Source organism: Cytobacillus gottheilii (genome assembly GCF_001636345.1).
GTDB lineage: Bacteria > Bacillota > Bacilli > Bacillales > Cytobacillaceae > Cytobacillus > Cytobacillus gottheilii.
Genome location: NZ_KV440945.1, coordinates 39453 through 56552 on the forward strand (window position 1 = coordinate 39453; position 17100 = coordinate 56552).

31 protein-coding genes are annotated in these 17100 nt (G+C 41.5%); all 31 read right to left on the minus strand.

What is annotated here, in order from left to right; all coding sequences use genetic code 11:
• Window positions 1-9: 9 nt before the first annotated feature.
• The 31 genes from A6754_RS00225 to rplD all read right to left on the minus strand — a co-directional run bounded on the left by A6754_RS00225 (window position 10) and on the right by rplD (window position 17094).
• Complete coding sequence (locus A6754_RS00225) at window positions 10-807, minus strand: energy-coupling factor transporter transmembrane component T family protein (protein ID WP_066441503.1); 798 nt, start codon at window positions 805-807, stop codon at window positions 10-12.
• Window positions 804-1673 carry an energy-coupling factor ABC transporter ATP-binding protein gene (locus A6754_RS00230; protein ID WP_066441506.1) on the minus strand — a complete coding sequence of 290 codons (870 nt, stop codon included), beginning with the start codon at window positions 1671-1673 and terminating at the stop codon, window positions 804-806. The genes A6754_RS00225 and A6754_RS00230 overlap by 4 nt, the downstream gene beginning before the upstream one ends.
• A complete protein-coding gene (locus tag A6754_RS00235) occupies window positions 1649-2485 on the minus strand; it encodes an energy-coupling factor ABC transporter ATP-binding protein (protein WP_066441509.1) in 837 nt (278 codons plus the stop codon). Before A6754_RS00235 ends, A6754_RS00230 begins: the two co-directional genes overlap by 25 nt.
• A gap of 707 nt (window positions 2486-3192) precedes the next feature.
• The gene (rplQ, locus tag A6754_RS00240; protein WP_066441511.1) at window positions 3193-3555 is read right to left on the minus strand and encodes a 50S ribosomal protein L17; all 363 of its coding nucleotides are present in this window, start codon (window positions 3553-3555) and stop codon (window positions 3193-3195) included.
• 56 nt (window positions 3556-3611) lie between these two features.
• On the minus strand, window positions 3612-4556 hold the full coding sequence (locus tag A6754_RS00245) for a DNA-directed RNA polymerase subunit alpha (RefSeq protein WP_066441514.1): 945 nt from the start codon (window positions 4554-4556) through the stop codon (window positions 3612-3614).
• A gap of 172 nt (window positions 4557-4728) precedes the next feature.
• Window positions 4729-5118, minus strand: a complete 390-nt coding sequence (gene rpsK / locus A6754_RS00250) for a 30S ribosomal protein S11 (RefSeq protein WP_066441517.1) — start codon at window positions 5116-5118, stop codon at window positions 4729-4731.
• 21 nt (window positions 5119-5139) lie between these two features.
• Window positions 5140-5505 carry a 30S ribosomal protein S13 gene (rpsM, locus tag A6754_RS00255; protein ID WP_066441520.1) on the minus strand — a complete coding sequence of 122 codons (366 nt, stop codon included), beginning with the start codon at window positions 5503-5505 and terminating at the stop codon, window positions 5140-5142.
• A 22-nt stretch (window positions 5506-5527) separates the two neighbouring features.
• A complete protein-coding gene (gene rpmJ, locus A6754_RS00260; protein ID WP_000868344.1) occupies window positions 5528-5641 on the minus strand; it encodes a 50S ribosomal protein L36 in 114 nt (37 codons plus the stop codon).
• Between the two features lie 35 nt (window positions 5642-5676).
• Window positions 5677-5895, minus strand: a complete 219-nt coding sequence (infA, locus tag A6754_RS00265; protein WP_009336604.1) for a translation initiation factor IF-1 — start codon at window positions 5893-5895, stop codon at window positions 5677-5679.
• A gap of 283 nt (window positions 5896-6178) precedes the next feature.
• On the minus strand, window positions 6179-6925 hold the full coding sequence (map, locus tag A6754_RS00270; RefSeq protein WP_066441523.1) for a type I methionyl aminopeptidase: 747 nt from the start codon (window positions 6923-6925) through the stop codon (window positions 6179-6181).
• Complete coding sequence (locus tag A6754_RS00275) at window positions 6922-7575, minus strand: adenylate kinase (RefSeq protein ID WP_066441526.1); 654 nt, start codon at window positions 7573-7575, stop codon at window positions 6922-6924. The genes map and A6754_RS00275 overlap by 4 nt, the downstream gene beginning before the upstream one ends.
• Before the next feature lie 58 nt (window positions 7576-7633).
• Entirely contained in the window at window positions 7634-8929 is a 1296-nt protein-coding gene (gene secY / locus A6754_RS00280) for a preprotein translocase subunit SecY (protein ID WP_066441528.1), read from the minus strand.
• On the minus strand, window positions 8929-9369 hold the full coding sequence (gene rplO, locus A6754_RS00285) for a 50S ribosomal protein L15 (protein WP_066441530.1): 441 nt from the start codon (window positions 9367-9369) through the stop codon (window positions 8929-8931). Before rplO ends, secY begins: the two co-directional genes overlap by 1 nt.
• Window positions 9370-9403: 34 nt before the next feature.
• Window positions 9404-9586 carry a 50S ribosomal protein L30 gene (gene rpmD / locus A6754_RS00290; RefSeq protein WP_066441532.1) on the minus strand — a complete coding sequence of 61 codons (183 nt, stop codon included), beginning with the start codon at window positions 9584-9586 and terminating at the stop codon, window positions 9404-9406.
• A gap of 13 nt (window positions 9587-9599) precedes the next feature.
• Window positions 9600-10100 (minus strand): 30S ribosomal protein S5, encoded by a 501-nt coding sequence (rpsE, locus tag A6754_RS00295; RefSeq protein WP_066441535.1) that lies wholly within the window; start codon window positions 10098-10100, stop codon window positions 9600-9602.
• A gap of 24 nt (window positions 10101-10124) precedes the next feature.
• Complete coding sequence (gene rplR / locus A6754_RS00300) at window positions 10125-10487, minus strand: 50S ribosomal protein L18 (protein WP_066441536.1); 363 nt, start codon at window positions 10485-10487, stop codon at window positions 10125-10127.
• A gap of 32 nt (window positions 10488-10519) precedes the next feature.
• On the minus strand, window positions 10520-11056 hold the full coding sequence (gene rplF, locus A6754_RS00305; protein WP_066441537.1) for a 50S ribosomal protein L6: 537 nt from the start codon (window positions 11054-11056) through the stop codon (window positions 10520-10522).
• Between the two features lie 31 nt (window positions 11057-11087).
• On the minus strand, window positions 11088-11486 hold the full coding sequence (gene rpsH, locus A6754_RS00310; RefSeq protein ID WP_066441538.1) for a 30S ribosomal protein S8: 399 nt from the start codon (window positions 11484-11486) through the stop codon (window positions 11088-11090).
• A 29-nt stretch (window positions 11487-11515) separates the two neighbouring features.
• Window positions 11516-11701: a 30S ribosomal protein S14 gene (gene rpsN / locus A6754_RS00315; protein WP_009499044.1), complete on the minus strand. Its 186-nt coding sequence runs from the start codon at window positions 11699-11701 to the stop codon at window positions 11516-11518.
• A gap of 25 nt (window positions 11702-11726) precedes the next feature.
• Window positions 11727-12266, minus strand: coding sequence for a 50S ribosomal protein L5 (rplE, locus tag A6754_RS00320; RefSeq protein WP_066441549.1), 540 nt, complete (start codon window positions 12264-12266; stop codon window positions 11727-11729).
• Between the two features lie 26 nt (window positions 12267-12292).
• Window positions 12293-12604, minus strand: coding sequence for a 50S ribosomal protein L24 (gene rplX / locus A6754_RS00325; protein ID WP_066441552.1), 312 nt, complete (start codon window positions 12602-12604; stop codon window positions 12293-12295).
• 36 nt (window positions 12605-12640) lie between these two features.
• Window positions 12641-13009, minus strand: coding sequence for a 50S ribosomal protein L14 (gene rplN, locus A6754_RS00330; protein WP_066441555.1), 369 nt, complete (start codon window positions 13007-13009; stop codon window positions 12641-12643).
• A 41-nt stretch (window positions 13010-13050) separates the two neighbouring features.
• Window positions 13051-13314, minus strand: a complete 264-nt coding sequence (gene rpsQ, locus A6754_RS00335) for a 30S ribosomal protein S17 (RefSeq protein ID WP_066441558.1) — start codon at window positions 13312-13314, stop codon at window positions 13051-13053.
• A 21-nt stretch (window positions 13315-13335) separates the two neighbouring features.
• Window positions 13336-13536: a 50S ribosomal protein L29 gene (gene rpmC / locus A6754_RS00340; protein ID WP_009336588.1), complete on the minus strand. Its 201-nt coding sequence runs from the start codon at window positions 13534-13536 to the stop codon at window positions 13336-13338.
• The gene (gene rplP, locus A6754_RS00345; RefSeq protein WP_066441560.1) at window positions 13526-13960 is read right to left on the minus strand and encodes a 50S ribosomal protein L16; all 435 of its coding nucleotides are present in this window, start codon (window positions 13958-13960) and stop codon (window positions 13526-13528) included. The genes rpmC and rplP overlap by 11 nt, the downstream gene beginning before the upstream one ends.
• Window position 13961: 1 nt before the next feature.
• The gene (gene rpsC / locus A6754_RS00350; protein ID WP_066441563.1) at window positions 13962-14618 is read right to left on the minus strand and encodes a 30S ribosomal protein S3; all 657 of its coding nucleotides are present in this window, start codon (window positions 14616-14618) and stop codon (window positions 13962-13964) included.
• A gap of 3 nt (window positions 14619-14621) precedes the next feature.
• On the minus strand, window positions 14622-14963 hold the full coding sequence (gene rplV, locus A6754_RS00355; RefSeq protein WP_066441564.1) for a 50S ribosomal protein L22: 342 nt from the start codon (window positions 14961-14963) through the stop codon (window positions 14622-14624).
• An 18-nt stretch (window positions 14964-14981) separates the two neighbouring features.
• Entirely contained in the window at window positions 14982-15260 is a 279-nt protein-coding gene (gene rpsS / locus A6754_RS00360; RefSeq protein ID WP_066441566.1) for a 30S ribosomal protein S19, read from the minus strand.
• Window positions 15261-15320: 60 nt separating this feature from the next.
• Window positions 15321-16151 carry a 50S ribosomal protein L2 gene (gene rplB, locus A6754_RS00365; protein WP_066441571.1) on the minus strand — a complete coding sequence of 277 codons (831 nt, stop codon included), beginning with the start codon at window positions 16149-16151 and terminating at the stop codon, window positions 15321-15323.
• A 35-nt stretch (window positions 16152-16186) separates the two neighbouring features.
• Window positions 16187-16471, minus strand: a complete 285-nt coding sequence (gene rplW / locus A6754_RS00370; RefSeq protein WP_066441577.1) for a 50S ribosomal protein L23 — start codon at window positions 16469-16471, stop codon at window positions 16187-16189.
• Window positions 16471-17094: a 50S ribosomal protein L4 gene (gene rplD, locus A6754_RS00375; protein ID WP_066441580.1), complete on the minus strand. Its 624-nt coding sequence runs from the start codon at window positions 17092-17094 to the stop codon at window positions 16471-16473. Before rplD ends, rplW begins: the two co-directional genes overlap by 1 nt.
• Between the last annotated feature and the right edge of the window lie 6 nt (window positions 17095-17100).

Consider the following 17100-nt stretch of genomic DNA (forward strand, 5'->3'; position numbering starts at 1 on the left):
CAAGCTCCATTATGTTCTCAGCAGGATTAAAATGACTGATAGAGCTGCCAGCAGAAGCAGCATCATTGTGTCCGTTATTCTCCAGCTTAGCTGTCTATATTTTGTTCTTCCTTCACCGCCGCGATAGCCTCGTGCCTCCATAGCGGTAGCAAGCTCCTCCGCTCTTTTAAAGGAGCTGACGAACAGGGGAATCAATAGAGGAATCACTGCTTTTACTCTCTCCTTGATTGGACCGCCTGAAAAATCAACACCACGTGCGGTTTGTGCTTTCATGATTTTGTCTGTCTCTCCCATAAGGGTCGGAATAAAGCGGAGAGAAATCGACATCATTAAGGCCAGCTCATGAACCGGAAACTTCACCTTCTTAAGAGGACCTAACAATGTTTCAAGACCGTCCGTTATTTCAATCGGCGTGGTCGTTAACGTTAAAATTGAAGTCATTAAGATTAACAAAAAGAAACGCAATGAGATGAAAATCCCTTGTCTAAGTCCCTCTTCATAAATGGTAATCGGTCCAAGCTCAAAAATGATGGCACCTTCCCGTGTTAAAAACAAATGCAGGATCAGCGTAAAAATAACAAGCAGAAAGACCGGTTTTAATCCTGCTATAATAAATCGCACTGGCACTTTTGATAACAGGATCATAGCAAATGTATAGATAATGAGTGCAGCATACGTATAGACATTATTAGCAATAAAGACAACACAGACAAACAAAAAAATGAGAATCAGCTTTGAGCGGGGGTCCATCCGATGGATAATAGATTGTGCCGGCACATAGCGTCCAAAAATCATTTTTTCCATCATAAAGAATCTCCTCCCTTCAAAAGCTTCATTGCCTCTTCAGCGAGATCTTCCATAGATAAGCACGTCTTCGCAAACTTTCTTCCAAATGCAGACTCCAGCTTATGCTGCAGATTCACAACCTCAGGAACATCGAGTCCCAGTTCCAGCAGCCTTTCAGGATTTGAGAAAATTTCTGCAGGTGTTCCCTTCCTTTCGACCTTGCCATTATGCATAATGGCAATTTGATCGGCGTAACGGGAAGCATCCTCCATGCTATGTGTCACAAGCACAGTAGAAAGGTTTCTTTCCTGGTGAAGGGAGGCAAACATATTCATAATATCCTGTCTTCCTCTTGGATCAAGACCGGCAGTTGGCTCATCAAGAACAATTACATCCGGCTCCATTGCCAGTACACCGGCAATAGCGACACGCCGCATTTGTCCGCCTGAAAGCTCAAAAGGCGACTTTAATAAGATTTCTTCTGACAGTCCTACCTGCTGGATTGCGCGGCGGGCTCTCGCCTTTGCCTCCTGTTCGGATACACCAAAGTTCATGGGACCAAAGCAAATATCTTTTTCAACGGTTTCTTCAAAAAGCTGATGCTCTGGAAATTGAAAAACAATGCCTACCCTTTGACGCACATGCTTCAGGTTCTTCTGTTTTTTATTAGGTGTGATGGTTGTATCACCAATCTTTACAGTACCTTTTGTTGGTTTAATCAGCGCATTTAAGTGCTGCAGTACGGTAGATTTCCCTGAGCCTGTATGACCAATGAGCGCTAAAAAAGTACCTGCCGGCAAATCAATTGAAACATCTTCAATCGCAAGCCGTTCAAACGGTGTATTTGCCTGATAACGGTATTCTACATTTTGGAGTGTGATGTCCATAACTCATTCACCAACTCCTCTTCTGTTAAATGATACTTCGTCAACGGTATTCCTTTTTCCTTAAACAGCTTGCTCATCTTAACTGGAAAAGGAATATCAAGCCCCAGCTGTACAAGTTCTTCGTCCATTTGAAAAATTTCAGCAGGCGAGCCTTCTCTGTACAGTTTCCCTTTGTTCATGACAATGATCCGGTCCGCTTTTGCAGCTTCCTCTAGATCATGTGTGATAGAAATAACAGTCATCTGATGATCCTGCTTAAGTTCTCTGACAGTATCCAAAACTTCCTCTCGGCCTCGAGGGTCAAGCATGGAGGTTGCTTCGTCCAAAATGATCAGATTGGGTCTCAGCGCTATGACACCCGCTATGGCTACTCGCTGCTTCTGACCGCCTGATAAATGGTGCGGCTCTTGATCAAGAAACTGGTCCATTTTGACCTTTTCTAGTGAATGTCTAACTCGATCCACCATCTCTTCTCGTGCCACTCCATGATTTTCTAAACCAAAAGCCACATCATCCTGCACAGTTGTTCCTACAAACTGATTATCTGGATTTTGAAAAACCATGCCAATTTTTTTGCGGACTTCCCAAACGGTATCCTCTGAAAGCAGCATGCCATCTACAGAAATCGTTCCTTCCTGTGCATATTGCAGCCCATTTAACAGCTTGGCCAATGTTGATTTACCCGAACCATTATGACCAACAATTGCAAGCCATTCTCCTTCATATATAGAAAAAGATACTCCTTTTAAGGCATAATCTGCCTCCTCATCGTATTGAAAAGAAATATCCTGTAAACGGACAAGTTCATTCATCCAAATACGCTCCTCTCAGCCTTTCTAATCTCTTCTATTCTCAGCTATCCTCGCTTGTTGCATGACAAGTTCTGATAAGAGCTCGCCATGGCTGTGTACGTATGTGTAGTTTACCGTATACAAAAACAACTTTATTTGCAAATATATAATTTATTAAAACAAAAAACCCGCCAACTTGGCGAGCTTGAATAGTAAGACTATAGCATATTTAAGCTTGTACTTCACATAGTAACAGTATCTACATGAATTTCTAAGCGTGTAGAATCATGCTGCCTCCCTATTTAAAGCTCATGATGCAGCTACTTTAAATCTTTGCTTACAATTTGATTAAAATAAAGCCTGCATCCCCTCCAAAACAGGCCATCCTGTTTGTCCGCTAAAGCTATGTGGAGGAGATGCAACGAGCTAGACGAGTCGCGAAAGAAAGAATTAAACGAGGGATATGCCAAGTTTAACTTTATGAGCTATTTATAAAGCCCTGCTGCTTTCATTATTTTTTACAGTAGCTTACATAAGTAAGCTAAACACACGCTCATCATAACACTCAGATTGGCTTATTGCTGGGCTTAGCAATAACAGGAAGCAAGCCCATTTACAAAAAGGGGGCAAAGAACAAGTTTGTACTTAAACTGTCCAGCGCCCCACTTGTTGTTGTGCGTCGAACAGCTCAGTCAAGAGACTAAGTCTGTTCATTCGCTAAGGTTTTATTATACTAACTCGATGATTACCATTGGAGCACCGTCACCGCGGCGAGGTCCAAGTTTCATAATACGAGTGTATCCGCCTTGACGCTCTTCGTAACGAGAAGCAACATCGCTGAATAATTTTTGAACAGCATCTTGGTTCTCTTCAGCATTTGCAACTTCATTACGGATAAAAGCAGCAGCTTGACGACGTGCGTGTAGGTCACCACGTTTACCAAGAGTGATCATTTTTTCAACAACTGAACGAAGTTCTTTTGCACGAGCTTCTGTTGTTTCAATACGCTCATTGATGATTAAGTCTGTTGCTAAGTCACGTAGCATCGCTTTACGCTGAGCACTAGTACGTCCTAACTTTCTGTATCCCATGAGAGTTTCCCTCCTTTGTTGAAGTCATTCCCCGAGCTGTAAAAACTTGCTTATGATCAATCGTCTTTACGCAAGCCTAAACCAAGCTCTTCTAATTTATGTTTCACTTCTTCAAGTGATTTTCTTCCTAAGTTACGAACCTTCATCATATCTTCTTCAGTCTTGTTAGCCAATTCCTGAACAGTGTTGATGCCTGCACGCTTTAGGCAGTTATAAGAACGAACAGAAAGATCAAGTTCTTCAATAGTCATTTCAAGTACTTTTTCTTTTTGATCTTCTTCTTTTTCAACCATGATTTCAGCATTTTGTGCTTCATCAGTTAAACCGACAAAGATATTTAAATGCTCAGTTAAGATCTTCGCTCCAAGTGCAACCGCATCTTGAGGACCTGTACTTCCGTCAGTCCAAACATCGAATGTTAACTTATCATAGTTAGTCATTTGCCCTACACGTGTATTCTCTACTTGATAGGAGACACGAGCAACTGGTGTATAGATCGAATCAATCGGAATCACACCGATCGGCTGATCTTCGCGTTTGTTTTGGACAGCAGGCGTATAGCCTCTTCCGCGTTTTGCAGTCAAGCGCATGTGTAAATGGCCATTTGAACCAAGTGTAGCGATATGAAGATCTGGATTCAGAATCTCTACATCACTGTCATGCGTGACATCCGCTGCTGTAACAACACCCTCGCCTTGCACATCAATTTCAAGTGTTTTTTCTTCATCGGAGTAGATTTTCAGTGCTAGCTTCTTAATGTTTAAAATGATAGATGTTACATCTTCTACGACGCCTTCAATTGTTGAGAACTCATGAAGTACCCCATCAATTTGGATCGATGTGACAGCGGCACCTGGGAGTGAGGATAAAAGAATACGACGTAAGGAGTTACCCAGAGTTGTACCATATCCACGCTCTAGTGGCTCTACGACGAACTTCCCGTACTTGGCATCATCGCTGATCTCAACCGTTTCGATTTTTGGTTTTTCTATTTCGATCATCAAAATATACCCTCCTTCAAAACGTCGAAACCCCGGCTAGTTTTTCTAACCGAAATTCCCCCATGTATACGTTCCCGTTTTGTGCACAACAACTGGAATAATTATTCTGTATAAAAACGAAAATTGTATCATATCCCATTATAGACAAGGATACAAAATCTATACAGTAAAATTATACACGGCGGCGTTTTGGTGGACGACATCCGTTATGCGGAACAGGAGTTACGTCTCTAATTGCAGTAACTTCAAGTCCTGCAGCTTGAAGAGCACGAATAGCTGCTTCACGACCTGCACCAGGTCCTTTAACAGTTACCTCTAAAGATTTCATACCATGCTCCATGGAAGTTTTAGCTGCTGTTTCAGCTGCCATTTGTGCTGCGAAAGGAGTGGATTTACGAGAACCTCTGAACCCTAAAGCCCCAGCACTTGACCAAGAAAGAGCATTTCCATGTGCATCTGTAATAGTTACGATTGTGTTATTGAAAGTAGAACGGATATGTGCAATACCATTTTCAATATTCTTTTTGACACGGCGTTTACGTGTGTTAGTTTTACGAGCCATTTAAAGTACCTCCTTTACAGATTATTTCTTCTTGTTCGCTACAGTCTTACGAGGACCTTTGCGTGTACGTGCGTTGTTTTTCGTGTTTTGTCCACGAACAGGTAATCCACGACGGTGACGAAGACCGCGGTAGCTTCCGATTTCCATTAAACGTTTGATGTTAAGTGAAATTTCACGACGAAGATCACCTTCAACTTTTAACTTGTCGATTTGCTCACGGATTTTGTTTAATTCATCTTCTGTTAGATCGCGAACGCGAGTGTCTTCAGATACACCAGCTTCAGCAAGAATCTTTGAAGAAGTATTTCTACCAATACCATAGATATAAGTTAATGAGATAACCACACGTTTCTCACGTGGTACATCTACACCAGCAATACGTGCCATTTATACGCGCACCTCCTTGTTATTAACCTTGTTTTTGTTTGTGTTTAGGGTTTTCACAGATAACCATTACTTTGCCGCGTCTGCGGATGACTTTGCACTTTTCGCAGATCGGCTTAACTGATGGTCTTACTTTCATTATCCTAACCTCCTTAATAGTACGGAGCGCAATGATTACTTAAAGCGATATGTGATTCTTCCACGAGTTAAATCATATGGAGAAAGCTCAACAGTTACTTTATCTCCAGGTAAGATACGGATGAAGTGCATACGAATTTTACCGGACACATGAGCTAACACTGTATGACCATTTTCTAATTCTACCTTAAACATTGCATTTGGCAAAGTATCAACTACTGTGCCTTCTATCTCGATTACATCGTCTTTTGCCATCGAACGCGTCTCCCTTCTTAATCAAAATACGAAATCTTAAATGCTTAGATTAACCTAAGACATTAGCTTTTCTTTGTTAAACTACGCGGTCAGGTTTCTAAAAGATCTGCTCCAAACCTGAAGAGTTACTAAATTATTGTCCTGCTTATGGCTGCCGATTAAAATCAGTACAACCAATCAACAACCTTATAATTATAGCATACTGACTATGTTTACGTCTTGTAAAAAGAGAAAATTCTTTTTGAACGCAAATTGTCCAGAATTTTTTCATGAAACCTTATGTCTAAATGACTGTTAGAATTTCATAACCTGTTTCTGTGATCGCTATTGTATGCTCAAAATGAGCACATCTAGATCCATCAACCGTAACAACGGTCCACTGGTCAGCCAGCGTTTTCACATAGCGGCTTCCGGCGTTTACCATCGGTTCGACAGCAAGTACCATGCCCGGTTTTAAACGAGGTCCTTTATTCGGGGGACCATAATGTGGAATTTGCGGCTCCTCATGTAAGTCTTGCCCTATCCCATGCCCGACATACTCACGTACAATAGAAAAACCATTTGATTCCGCAAATGTTTGAATCGCATGAGAGATGTTCGATAACCGTTCTCCTGGAATCGCTTCTTTAAGGCCTGTATATAATGACTGCTCCGTTACGTCTAATAAGCGTTTCGTATCATCATCAATGCGGCCGACAGCATACGTCCAGGCAGAATCACCATGATAACCGTTATATTTGGCGCCAATATCGATGCTGATAATATCGCCATTTTTTAAGACCCGATCACCAGGAATACCATGAACAAGTTCATCATTTACTGAAGCACATATACTTCCTGTAAACCCGTTATAGCCTTTAAATGACGGAAATGCATCATGCTTTTTTATAAAGCTTTCAGCAATTCTATCAAGCTCTTTCGTAGTTATTCCAGGGGCAATATGCTTTTTCAGTTCCTCGTGCGTCAGTGCAACAATTCTTCCGGCTTCACGCATAATCGCAATTTCTCGCTCGGTTTTGCAAATAATCATTTAGACAAATCTCCGAGTAGAACATCAATATCAGAAAATACTTTACCGATCTCTTGCTGGCCATCAATATTGCGTAAATAGCCTTTAGATTCATAAAAACCAAGTAATGGCTTTGTTTGTTTAATATTAACATCAAGGCGATTTTTCACAGTTTCTTCATTATCATCTGCACGTTGATATAATTCTCCGCCACAACGGTCGCATACGCCTTCCTTAGCAGGAGGATTAAATACAAGATGATAAGTAGCTCCGCAGCTTTTGCAGATTCTGCGGCCAGTGAGGCGCTCCATCAAGATCTCTTGATCTACATCAATATTAATAACATAGTCCATTGTTTTGTTTAGTTCAGAAAGGATGTTTTCAAGTGCTTCCGCTTGAGGTACCGTTCTTGGAAACCCATCAAGCAAAAACCCTTTTTCACAGTCTGATTCGCTTAAACGCTCGCGTACAATGCCGATCGTAACTTCATCAGGAACGAGTTCGCCTTTGTCCATGAACGATTTAGCTTGCAGGCCTAGTTCCGTTTCTCCTTTAATGGCTGCGCGGAACATATCTCCTGTGGAAATATGAGGGATGCCGTATTTTTGGACAATTTTCTCTGCTTGTGTACCTTTTCCGGCACCAGGGAGCCCCATTAATACTAGATTCAAGTGAATTACCCCCTAGTCTGAAAATGGTTATAGGGAACACACGTCCCCTTTAACCAGATTATTTTATAAAGCCTTTATAATGACGTTTAACAAGCTGTGACTCAAGCTGCTTCATTGTATCAAGTGCAACACCGACAACAATTAGTAAGCTTGTTCCTCCAATTTGCGCTGATTCTGGTAATCCTGCGATATTAATGAAAAACATCGGCACAATTGAAATCGCGGTAAGGAATAATGCACCAACAAATGTTAAACGGTAGAGAACGCGTGTTAAGTATTCCTGCGTATTTTTACCAGGTCTGATCCCTGGTACATAACCGCCCTGCTTCTTTAAGTTTTCAGAGACTTGCTCTGGGTTAACTTGAATGAAAGCATAGAAATACGTAAATGCAATAATCAGCGCACTATAGATTACCATACCAATTGGCTCTGTGTAATCAAATACAGTGATTATCCAATCTGTAACACTATTTGACTCAAAGAAGCCCGCAATTGTTCTTGGCGTAACAATAAATGAAACAGCGAAGATTACTGGAATAACTCCAGCTGCGTTAACTTTCAATGGCAAATGTGTGTTTTGCATACCAGCAGAAGCATTGCCTGCAGATACCCGTTTTGCATATTGCACAGGAATTTTCCTTAAAGCCTGTTGGATGAAAATTGTACCAACGATTATAGCAATAACTGCAATAAGGATCAGCACCATTGTAATGATGCGAAGGAATAACTGGTCACCCGCATTTTCAAATTGCTGTGCATAGATCTGATTGACGATATTTGGAATACCAGCAACGATCCCAGCAAAAATGATAATGGAAATTCCGTTTCCTACTCCCTTTTCAGTAATTTGCTCGCCCAGCCACATTAAAAATGCAGTTCCAGCGGTCAATACTGTTGCAATAAGCAGGTATGAACCTATACCAGTATTCTCAATTAGCATACCGCCTGCCAGGTTATTAAACCCATAAGACATACCAAGAGCCTGGATAAATCCAAGCACGATAGTAAAATAGCGAGTAAACTGTGCTAACTTACGGCGCCCAACATCTCCTTGCTTAGACCATTCCGTAAATTTAGGCACAACATCCATTTGCAGAAGCTGCACAATGATTGATGCTGTGATATACGGCATGATCCCCATAGCAAGAATAGAGAAGTTAAGAAGTGCACCGCCGCCAAATGTATTCAGCACACCAAATACATTTAGTGAATCCTGTGCTTGCAGTACATCGGCATTCACACCTGGCACAGGTATGAACGTACCGATGCGAAAAACAATCAGCATTAAAAGGGTGAATATAATCTTGTTTCTTATATCACCCACGCGCATAAAATTGGAGATTGTCTTAAACATTAAATCACCTCTGTTTGACCGCCGGCAGCTTCAATAGCTTCCTTTGCAGCAGAGGAGAATTTATGAGCTTTAACTGTAAGCTTTTTCTCAACTTTGCCTTTAGCAAGAATTTTGATTCCTGCTCTTTCTTTGCTGACTACACCAGTTTCAATTAGAAGCTCTGGTGAAACCACAGTTCCGTCTTCGAAGCGGTTTAGGGCGTCAAGGTTTACAACAGCATAATCTTTACGATTGATGTTTGTAAATCCGCGTTTTGGCAAGCGTTGGAATAAAGGTGTTTGACCACCCTCAAAACCAGGACGTACACCGCCGCCTGAACGTGCGTTTTGACCTTTATGACCTTTACCAGCAGTTTTACCATTACCAGAACCGATTCCGCGACCTTTACGCTTACGTTCTTGACGAGAACCTTCTGCAGGTTTTAATTCATGAAGTTTCATGTTGGCACCTCCTTATTTTATAGAAGAGTGATAATTAGTTTTCTTTAACCGTAACAAGGTGAGCTACCTTATTGATCATACCGCGGATTGCTGCATTATCCTGGTGCTCAACTGTTTGGTGCATTTTACGCAAGCCAAGGGCTTTAACTGTTTCGCGTTGGTCCTGTGGGCGGCCAATCACGCTGCGAGTGAGGGTCACTTCTAGTTTATTCGCCATCTGATTTCCCTCCTTATCCTAACAGTTCTTCTACTGATTTACCACGTAGTTTTGCTACGTCTTCAGCACGTTTTAATTGGTTCAGTCCGTCCAATGTAGCGCGAACCATGTTAATTGGTGTGTTTGTTCCTAGAGATTTAGAAAGGATATCGCCAACACCAGCTAACTCAAGAACCGCACGGACAGGACCACCAGCGATAACTCCAGTACCTTCATATGCAGGTTTTAGAAGAATTTCGCCAGCACCGAAATGACCGATTACTTGGTGAGGAATTGTAGTTCCAACCATAGGTACTTCGATTAGGTTTTTCTTCGCATCTTCAATTGCTTTACGGATAGCTTCCGGCACCTCTTGTGCTTTACCAGTTCCAAAGCCAACGTGACCGTTTTTGTCACCTACTACTACAAGAGCAGAGAATCTAAAACGACGTCCACCTTTAACAACCTTCGCAACACGGTTAACCGTAACTACGCGCTCTTCAAGTTCAAGTTTGTTTGGATCAATACGACGCATCTTTTTGTGTCCCTCCTTTGTCTATTAAAATTCCAACCCGTTTTCGCGTGCAGCATCAGCTAATGCTTTTACGCGGCCATGATAGAGGTATCCTCCACGGTCGAATACTACAGAATTAACTCCTTTTTCAACAGCACGTTTTGCAACTAGTTCTCCAACTTTAACAGCTGCATCAACATTGCTTGTAGAATCAAGGTTAACATCTTTATCAAGTGATGACGCACTTGCAATCGTTACTTTGTTTACATCATCAATTAATTGAGCGTAAATGTGTTTGTTTGAACGGAACACATTTAAACGAGGACGAACCGCAGTTCCAGAAAGCTTTGCACGAACACGTGCATGTCTTTTTTTACGAACTGCATTTTTATCAGCCTTCGTAATCATTTCGGTCACTCCTTTCGTTTACCTAAGCGGCATTACTTACCTGTTTTACCTTCTTTACGGCGCACATATTCGCCTTCATAACGGATCCCTTTACCTTTGTAAGGCTCTGGAGGACGAACGTCACGGATGTTAGCTGCTAAAGCACCAACACGTTCTTTGTTAGTTCCTTTAACGATAACTTTTGTATTAGATGGTACTTCGATTTCAAGACCTTCTTCAGGCTCGATTTCTACAGGGTGAGAATAACCAACGTTTAACACTAGCTTTTTCCCTTGTTTTTGAGCACGGTAACCGACACCGATAAGCTCTAAACCTCTTTCAAAGCCTTTGGAAACTCCCTCAACCATGTTAGCGATCAATGCACGAGTAGTTCCGTGTAGAGCACGGTGCTCTTTAGATTCAGATGGACGAACAATGTTAATGATGTTCTCTTCCACTTTCACTTCGATATCAGGGTTAAATGAACGAGAAAGTTCACCTTTAGGACCTTTAACTGTAACTGCTGCTCCATCAATTGTAATAGTTACACCAGATGGAATTTCGATTGGTTTTTTACCTATACGAGACATTTATTGCACCTCCATTCATTAAGAAACTCTATTACCAAACGTATGCTAGTACTTCTCCGCCAACTTGTTTAGCGCGAGCTTCTTTATCTGTAAGAACTCCTTGAGAAGTAGAAACTAGTGCGATACCTAAACCGTTAAGTACACGAGGTACTTCATCAGCTTTTGCGTATACACGAAGACCAGGCTTACTGATACGCTTAAGACCAGTAATAACGCGCTCGTTGTTTGCACCGTATTTTAAGAAAATGCGGATAATGCCTTGCTTATTGTCTTCGATAAACTCAACATCACGCACGAATCCTTCACGCTTAAGGATTTCAGCAACTTCTTTCTTGATATTAGAAGCAGGAACTTCTAATTTTTCGTGACGAACCATATTCGCATTACGGATGCGAGTAAGCAAATCTGCAATTGGATCTGTCATGACCATTGTTTTTACCTCCTTCCCAACTTTGGGTTTTACCAGCTAGCTTTTTTCACACCAGGTATTTGACCTTTATATGCTAATTCACGGAAACAAATACGACAAAGCTTAAATTTACGGTATACAGAATGTGGACGGCCGCAACGCTCGCAGCGTGTATATTCTTGTACCTTGTATTTAGGCGTGCGTTTTTGCTTCGCAATCATTGACTTTTTAGCCACGTTTTCGCCTCCCTCTATTTAGCGATTACTTTTGGAATGGCATTCCAAATTGAGTTAAAAGTTCACGAGCTTCTTCATCAGTATTAGCTGTAGTTACGATAACGATATCCATACCACGAACTTTGCTTACTTTATCGTAATCAATCTCAGGGAAGATTAATTGTTCTTTCACACCAAGTGTGTAGTTTCCACGGCCGTCAAAAGACTTTTTAGAAATACCGCGGAAGTCACGTACACGTGGAAGAGAAACCGATACTAATTTATCAAAGAATTCGTACATACGCTCACCGCGTAGTGTAACTTTAGCACCGATCGGCATGCCTTCACGAAGACGGAAGCCAGCGATTGATTTCTTCGCACGTGTCACAAGTGGTTTCTGTCCAGTGATTTGTGCTAGTTCTTCAACAGCATTATCTAATGCTTTTGAGTTTGAAACTGCATCACCGACACCCATGTTGATAACGATTTTTTCAAGCTTTGGAACTTGCATTACTGAACTATAGTTGAACTTGCTCACTAGAGCAGGTGTAATTTCTTTACTGTGTTTTTCTTTTAGGCGGTTCATTCATAGTACCTCCCTTCTTCTATTAACTATTTATCTAGAACTTCACCGGATTTTTTTGCTACACGTACTTTTTTGCCATCAACCGTCTTGTAGCCTACACGAGTTGGTTCACCAGACTTAGGGTCAACAGGCATAACGTTTGATACATGAACAGGTGCCTCTTGGCTGATGATTCCGCCTTGCGGATTCACTTGGGATGGCTTAGCGTGTTTCTTAACAACGTTTACTCCTTCAACTAGCACTCGGCTTTGTTTAGGGAAAGCTGCTAGGATAACACCTGTTTTGCCTTTATCCTTACCAGAGATGACCATAACTTTATCACCTTTTTTTACATGCATCTGTGCGCACCTCCTTAAAGGCAATTTGATTTAGATTTATAATACTTCTGGAGCTAATGAAACAATTTTCATGAAGTTGTTGTCACGAAGTTCACGCGCAACAGGTCCGAAAATACGAGTACCACGAGGACCTTTATCATCACGAATAATCACACATGCGTTTTCATCAAAACGAATGTAAGTACCGTCATTACGGCGAACACCGCTTTTTGTTCTAACAACTACAGCTTTAACAACGTCACCTTTTTTAACAACGCCACCTGGTGTTGCTTGTTTCACTGTACAAACGATGACATCACCAATGTTTGCAGTTTTACGGCCTGAACCGCCAAGAACTTTGATAGTTAGTACTTCACGAGCACCAGAGTTGTCAGCAACTTTTAAACGTGATTCTTGTTGAATCATGTGTGTAACCTCCCTTCGGGATCAGACTCCCTACCGAACAATTAGATAATAACTGCTTTCTCAACAACTTCTACTAGACGGAAGCGTTTAGTCGCAGATAGTGGACGAGTTTCCATAATACGAACGATATCGCCAATTTTTGCTTCGTTTTGCTCATCATGAGCTTTAAACTTTTTAGAGTACTTAACGCGTTTACCATATAGAGCATGCTTTTTGTATGTTTCAACCAAAACAGTAACAGTCTTATCCATTTTGTCAGAAACCACACGTCCTGTGTAAACTTTGCGTTGGTTGCGTTCACTCATTGTGCGAACCTCCTCTCAATATCACTTGCTAAAACCAATTTCTCTTTCACGGATAACAGTTTTCATACGAGCGATCGCCTTGCGAACTTCACGAATGCGAGCTGTATTTTCCAGTTGTCCAGTCGCCAATTGAAAGCGAAGGTTAAAAAGCTCTTCTTTTAAAGATTTCACTTTTTGTTCAATTTCTGCAGTGGTAAGGTCACGAATTTCATTAGCTTTCACTTGATTCACCACCAATTTCTTCTCGTTTTACAAACTTACATTTTACAGGAAGTTTGTGTGATGCAAGGCGAAGTGCTTCACGAGCGATTTCTTCAGAAACACCAGCGATTTCAAACATGATTTTCCCAGGTTTAACAACTGCTACCCAGCCTTCTGGAGCACCTTTACCAGAACCCATTCGGACTTCTAGAGGCTTTGCAGTATAAGGCTTATGTGGGAAGATTTTAATCCAAACTTTACCGCCACGTTTCATGTAACGAGTCATTGCGATACGTGCAGATTCGATTTGACGGTTAGTGATCCAAGAAGCTTCTAATGCTTGTAGACCATATTCACCGAATGTTACTTCAGTTCCGCCTTTTGCTTGACCGCGCATTTTCCCACGGTGTACACGACGATATTTGACGCGCTTTGGTACTAACATATTAGTTGCCTCCTTCCGCAGTTTTCTTCTTTGCTGGAAGGACCTCTCCACGATAGATCCATACTTTTACGCCTAATTTACCGTAAGTAGTATCTGCTTCAGCTGTAGCATAGTCGATATCAGCACGAAGTGTATGAAGTGGAACTGTTCCTTCACTGTATGATTCAGAACGAGCGATATCAGCACCGCCAAGACGACCAGATACCATTGTTTTGATACCTTTAGCGCCAGCGCGCATAGCACGTTGAATTGTTTGTTTTTGAGCACGACGGAATGATACGCGGTTTTCTAATTGACGAGCAATGTTTTCCGCAACCAATTTCGCATCGATGTCAGCTTTTTTGATTTCAAGAATGTTAATGTGAACACGTTTGCCAGTAAGTGAGTTAAGAGACTTACGAAGCGCTTCAACTTCAGTACCACCTTTACCAATTACCATACCTGGCTTAGCAGTGTGGACAGTGATGTTCAAGCGGTTAGCAGCACGTTCGATTTCTACTTTAGAAACAGAAGCATCCTTTAAGCGCTTTGTGATATACTCACGCACTTTTAGGTCTTCGTGTAAAAGATCAGCATAGTCTTTGCCTGCATACCATTTAGATTCCCAATCACGAATAACTCCGATACGCAAACCGACTGGATTTACTTTTTGACCCACTGATTATCCCTCCTTCTTTTCTGATAAAACGATAGTGATGTGGCTAGTGCGCTTGTTAATTGCGCTTGCACGACCCATTGCACGAGGACGGAAACGTTTTAAAGTTGGTCCTTCGTCAACGAATGCTTGAGCTACTACTAAATTGTTTACGTCCATTTCGTAGTTGTGCTCAGCGTTTGCCAATGCAGATTTTAATACTTTTTCTACGATTGGAGAAGCTGCTTTTGGAGTCAGATTAAGAATCGCTACCGCTTCACCAACTTGCTTTCCTCGAATTAAATCTACGACTAAACGAGCTTTACGAGGAGCAATACGAACTGTTCTTGCAACAGCTTTAGCTTGCATTTGAATGCCCTCCTCTCATTAACGTCTTGTTTTCTTATCATCATTGCCATGGCCTTTGTATGCACGAGTTGGAGCGAATTCTCCAAGCTTGTGTCCTACCATGTCTTCTGTGATATATACAGGCACATGTTTACGACCATCATATACTGCAATAGTATGTCCGATGAATTGCGGGAAGATCGTAGAACGACGAGACCAAGTTTTTGTAACAGACTTGCTTTCGGTTTCGTTAAGCTTTTCGATCTTTGTCATTAAATGTTCGTCAACAAAAGGTCCTTTTTTTAAGCTGCGACCCATGATTGAACCTCCCTTCGTGATTGTTCTACGGCCCTGTTCTGGAACCGTAGCTCAATCCCGTTATTTTTTACGGCGACGCACGATAAATTTATCTGATTTGTTGTTTTTCTTACGAGTTTTGAATCCAAGAGTCGGTTTGCCCCAAGGAGTCATTGGAGACTTACGTCCGATTGGCGCACGACCTTCACCACCACCGTGTGGGTGATCGTTAGGGTTCATTACAGATCCACGAACTGTAGGACGTTTGCCTAACCAACGTGAACGACCTGCTTTACCAATGTTAATAAGCTCATGCTGCTCATTACCAACTTGACCGATTGTTGCACGGCAAGTAGCAAGAATCATACGAACCTCACCAGAGTTTAAACGTACTAATACGTATTTGCCTTCTTTACCAAGTACTTGTGCACTTGTTCCAGCAGAACGTACTAATTGTCCGCCTTTACCAGGTTTTAATTCGATATTGTGGATTACAGAACCCACAGGAATATTTGAAAGTGGTAATGCATTACCCACCTTGATATCTGCTTCAGGACCAGACATTACTTCCATACCCACTTCTAAATTCTTAGGAGCTAGGATGTAACGCTTTTCTCCATCAACATAGTTAATTAATGCAATGTTTGCTGAACGGTTTGGATCATACTCGATTGTAGCAACGCGGCCTGGAATGCCATCTTTGTTGCGTTTAAAATCGATTAGACGATATTGACGCTTATGACCGCCACCTTGATGACGAACTGTCAACTTACCTTGGTTGTTACGACCACCTTTACGCTTAATAGGAGCAAGTAAAGATTTTTCCGGTTTATTTGTTGTGATTTCAGCGAAATCAGAAACCGTCATGCCGCGACGACCATTAGAGGTAGGTTTATACTTTTTAATCGCCATTTCGTTTCCCTCCTCTTCTAGTTAGATCAATAATATTATGCTTCGAAAATCTCGATTTCTTTGCTGTCGGCAGTTAGTTTAACAATCGCTTTACGGCGTTTGTTTGTGTATCCGCCAAATTTGCCCATACGCTTGAATTTACCTTTGTAGTTCATGATGTTGACTTTTTCAACTTTCACGTCAAAGATTTCTTCAACAGCGTCTTTAACTTGTGTTTTGTTAGCTCTTACATCAACTTCGAAAGTGTACTTTTTCTCAGCCATGATGTCAGTAGAACGTTCTGTGATAACGGGGCGCTTAATGATATCGCGTGCATCCATTATGCAAGCACCTCCTCTACTTTTTCAACCGCTTGTTTCGTCATGATTAATTTATCATGATTTAAAACATCTAACACACTAATTCCAGCAGCAGTTACAACAGTTACACCAGGAATGTTACGTGCAGATAATGCTACGTTTTCATCAAGGTCAGCTGTTACGATAAGTGCTTTAGAATCAACTGATAGACCTTTTAGAAGACCTTTGAAATCCTTTGTTTTTGGAGCTTCAAAAGCTAAACCTTCTAATACAAGTACATTTTCATCTAATACTTTAGAAGAAAGTGCAGATTTAATTGCTAAACGGCGAACTTTTTTAGGTAATTTATAGCTGTAGCTGCGTGGTACAGGACCGAATACAGTACCGCCTCCGCGCCATTGTGGAGATCTGATAGATCCTTGACGAGCACGACCAGTACCTTTTTGGCGCCATGGCTTACGTCCACCGCCCGCTACTTCAGAACGAATTTTTGTTTTATGAGTTCCTTGACGTAATGATGCTCTTTGCATAACTACTGCTTCGAACATTACGTGGTTATTAGGCTCAATACCAAAGATTGATTCGTTAAGTTCGATATCACCAACTTTAGAACCGCTTTGGTTATATAATGCTACTTTAGGCATTTATGT

Bases quoted from the DNA above. Each gene is read 5' to 3' on its own strand.
- A6754_RS00225 (WP_066441503.1), bottom strand. From the start codon at position 807: ATGATGGAAAAAATGATTTTTGGACGCTATGTGCCGGCACAATCTATT.
- A6754_RS00230 (WP_066441506.1), bottom strand. From the start codon at position 1,673: ATGGACATCACACTCCAAAATGTAGAATACCGTTATCAGGCAAATACA.
- A6754_RS00235 (WP_066441509.1), bottom strand. From the start codon at position 2,485: ATGAATGAACTTGTCCGTTTACAGGATATTTCTTTTCAATACGATGAG.
- rplQ (WP_066441511.1), bottom strand. From the start codon at position 3,555: ATGGGATACAGAAAGTTAGGACGTACTAGTGCTCAGCGTAAAGCGATG.
- A6754_RS00245 (WP_066441514.1), bottom strand. From the start codon at position 4,556: ATGATCGAAATAGAAAAACCAAAAATCGAAACGGTTGAGATCAGCGAT.
- rpsK (WP_066441517.1), bottom strand. From the start codon at position 5,118: ATGGCTCGTAAAACTAACACACGTAAACGCCGTGTCAAAAAGAATATT.
- rpsM (WP_066441520.1), bottom strand. From the start codon at position 5,505: ATGGCACGTATTGCTGGTGTAGATGTACCACGTGAGAAACGTGTGGTT.
- rpmJ (WP_000868344.1), bottom strand. From the start codon at position 5,641: ATGAAAGTAAGACCATCAGTTAAGCCGATCTGCGAAAAGTGCAAAGTC.
- infA (WP_009336604.1), bottom strand. From the start codon at position 5,895: ATGGCAAAAGACGATGTAATCGAGATAGAAGGCACAGTAGTTGATACT.
- map (WP_066441523.1), bottom strand. From the start codon at position 6,925: ATGATTATTTGCAAAACCGAGCGAGAAATTGCGATTATGCGTGAAGCC.
- secY (WP_066441528.1), bottom strand. From the start codon at position 8,929: ATGTTTAAGACAATCTCCAATTTTATGCGCGTGGGTGATATAAGAAAC.
- rplO (WP_066441530.1), bottom strand. From the start codon at position 9,369: ATGAAACTTCATGAATTAAAACCTGCAGAAGGTTCTCGTCAAGAACGT.
- rpmD (WP_066441532.1), bottom strand. From the start codon at position 9,586: ATGGCGAATAAACTAGAAGTGACCCTCACTCGCAGCGTGATTGGCCGC.
- rpsE (WP_066441535.1), bottom strand. From the start codon at position 10,100: ATGCGTCGTATTGATCCAAACAAACTTGAACTTGAAGAGCGCGTAGTT.
- rplR (WP_066441536.1), bottom strand. From the start codon at position 10,487: ATGATTACGAAGGCTGATAAAAATGCAGTTCGTAAAAAAAGACATGCA.
- rplF (WP_066441537.1), bottom strand. From the start codon at position 11,056: ATGTCTCGTATAGGTAAAAAACCAATCGAAATTCCATCTGGTGTAACT.
- rpsH (WP_066441538.1), bottom strand. From the start codon at position 11,486: ATGGTCATGACAGATCCAATTGCAGATTTGCTTACTCGCATCCGTAAT.
- rplE (WP_066441549.1), bottom strand. From the start codon at position 12,266: ATGAACCGCCTAAAAGAAAAACACAGTAAAGAAATTACACCTGCTCTA.
- rplX (WP_066441552.1), bottom strand. From the start codon at position 12,604: ATGCATGTAAAAAAAGGTGATAAAGTTATGGTCATCTCTGGTAAGGAT.
- rplN (WP_066441555.1), bottom strand. From the start codon at position 13,009: ATGATTCAACAAGAATCACGTTTAAAAGTTGCTGACAACTCTGGTGCT.
- rpsQ (WP_066441558.1), bottom strand. From the start codon at position 13,314: ATGAGTGAACGCAACCAACGCAAAGTTTACACAGGACGTGTGGTTTCT.
- rplP (WP_066441560.1), bottom strand. From the start codon at position 13,960: ATGTTAGTACCAAAGCGCGTCAAATATCGTCGTGTACACCGTGGGAAA.
- rplV (WP_066441564.1), bottom strand. From the start codon at position 14,963: ATGCAAGCTAAAGCTGTTGCAAGAACAGTTCGTATTGCTCCTCGTAAA.
- rpsS (WP_066441566.1), bottom strand. From the start codon at position 15,260: ATGGGTCGCAGCTTAAAAAAAGGACCTTTTGTTGACGAACATTTAATG.
- rplB (WP_066441571.1), bottom strand. From the start codon at position 16,151: ATGGCGATTAAAAAGTATAAACCTACCTCTAATGGTCGTCGCGGCATG.
- rplW (WP_066441577.1), bottom strand. From the start codon at position 16,471: ATGGATGCACGCGATATCATTAAGCGCCCCGTTATCACAGAACGTTCT.
- rplD (WP_066441580.1), bottom strand. From the start codon at position 17,094: ATGCCTAAAGTAGCATTATATAACCAAAGCGGTTCTAAAGTTGGTGAT.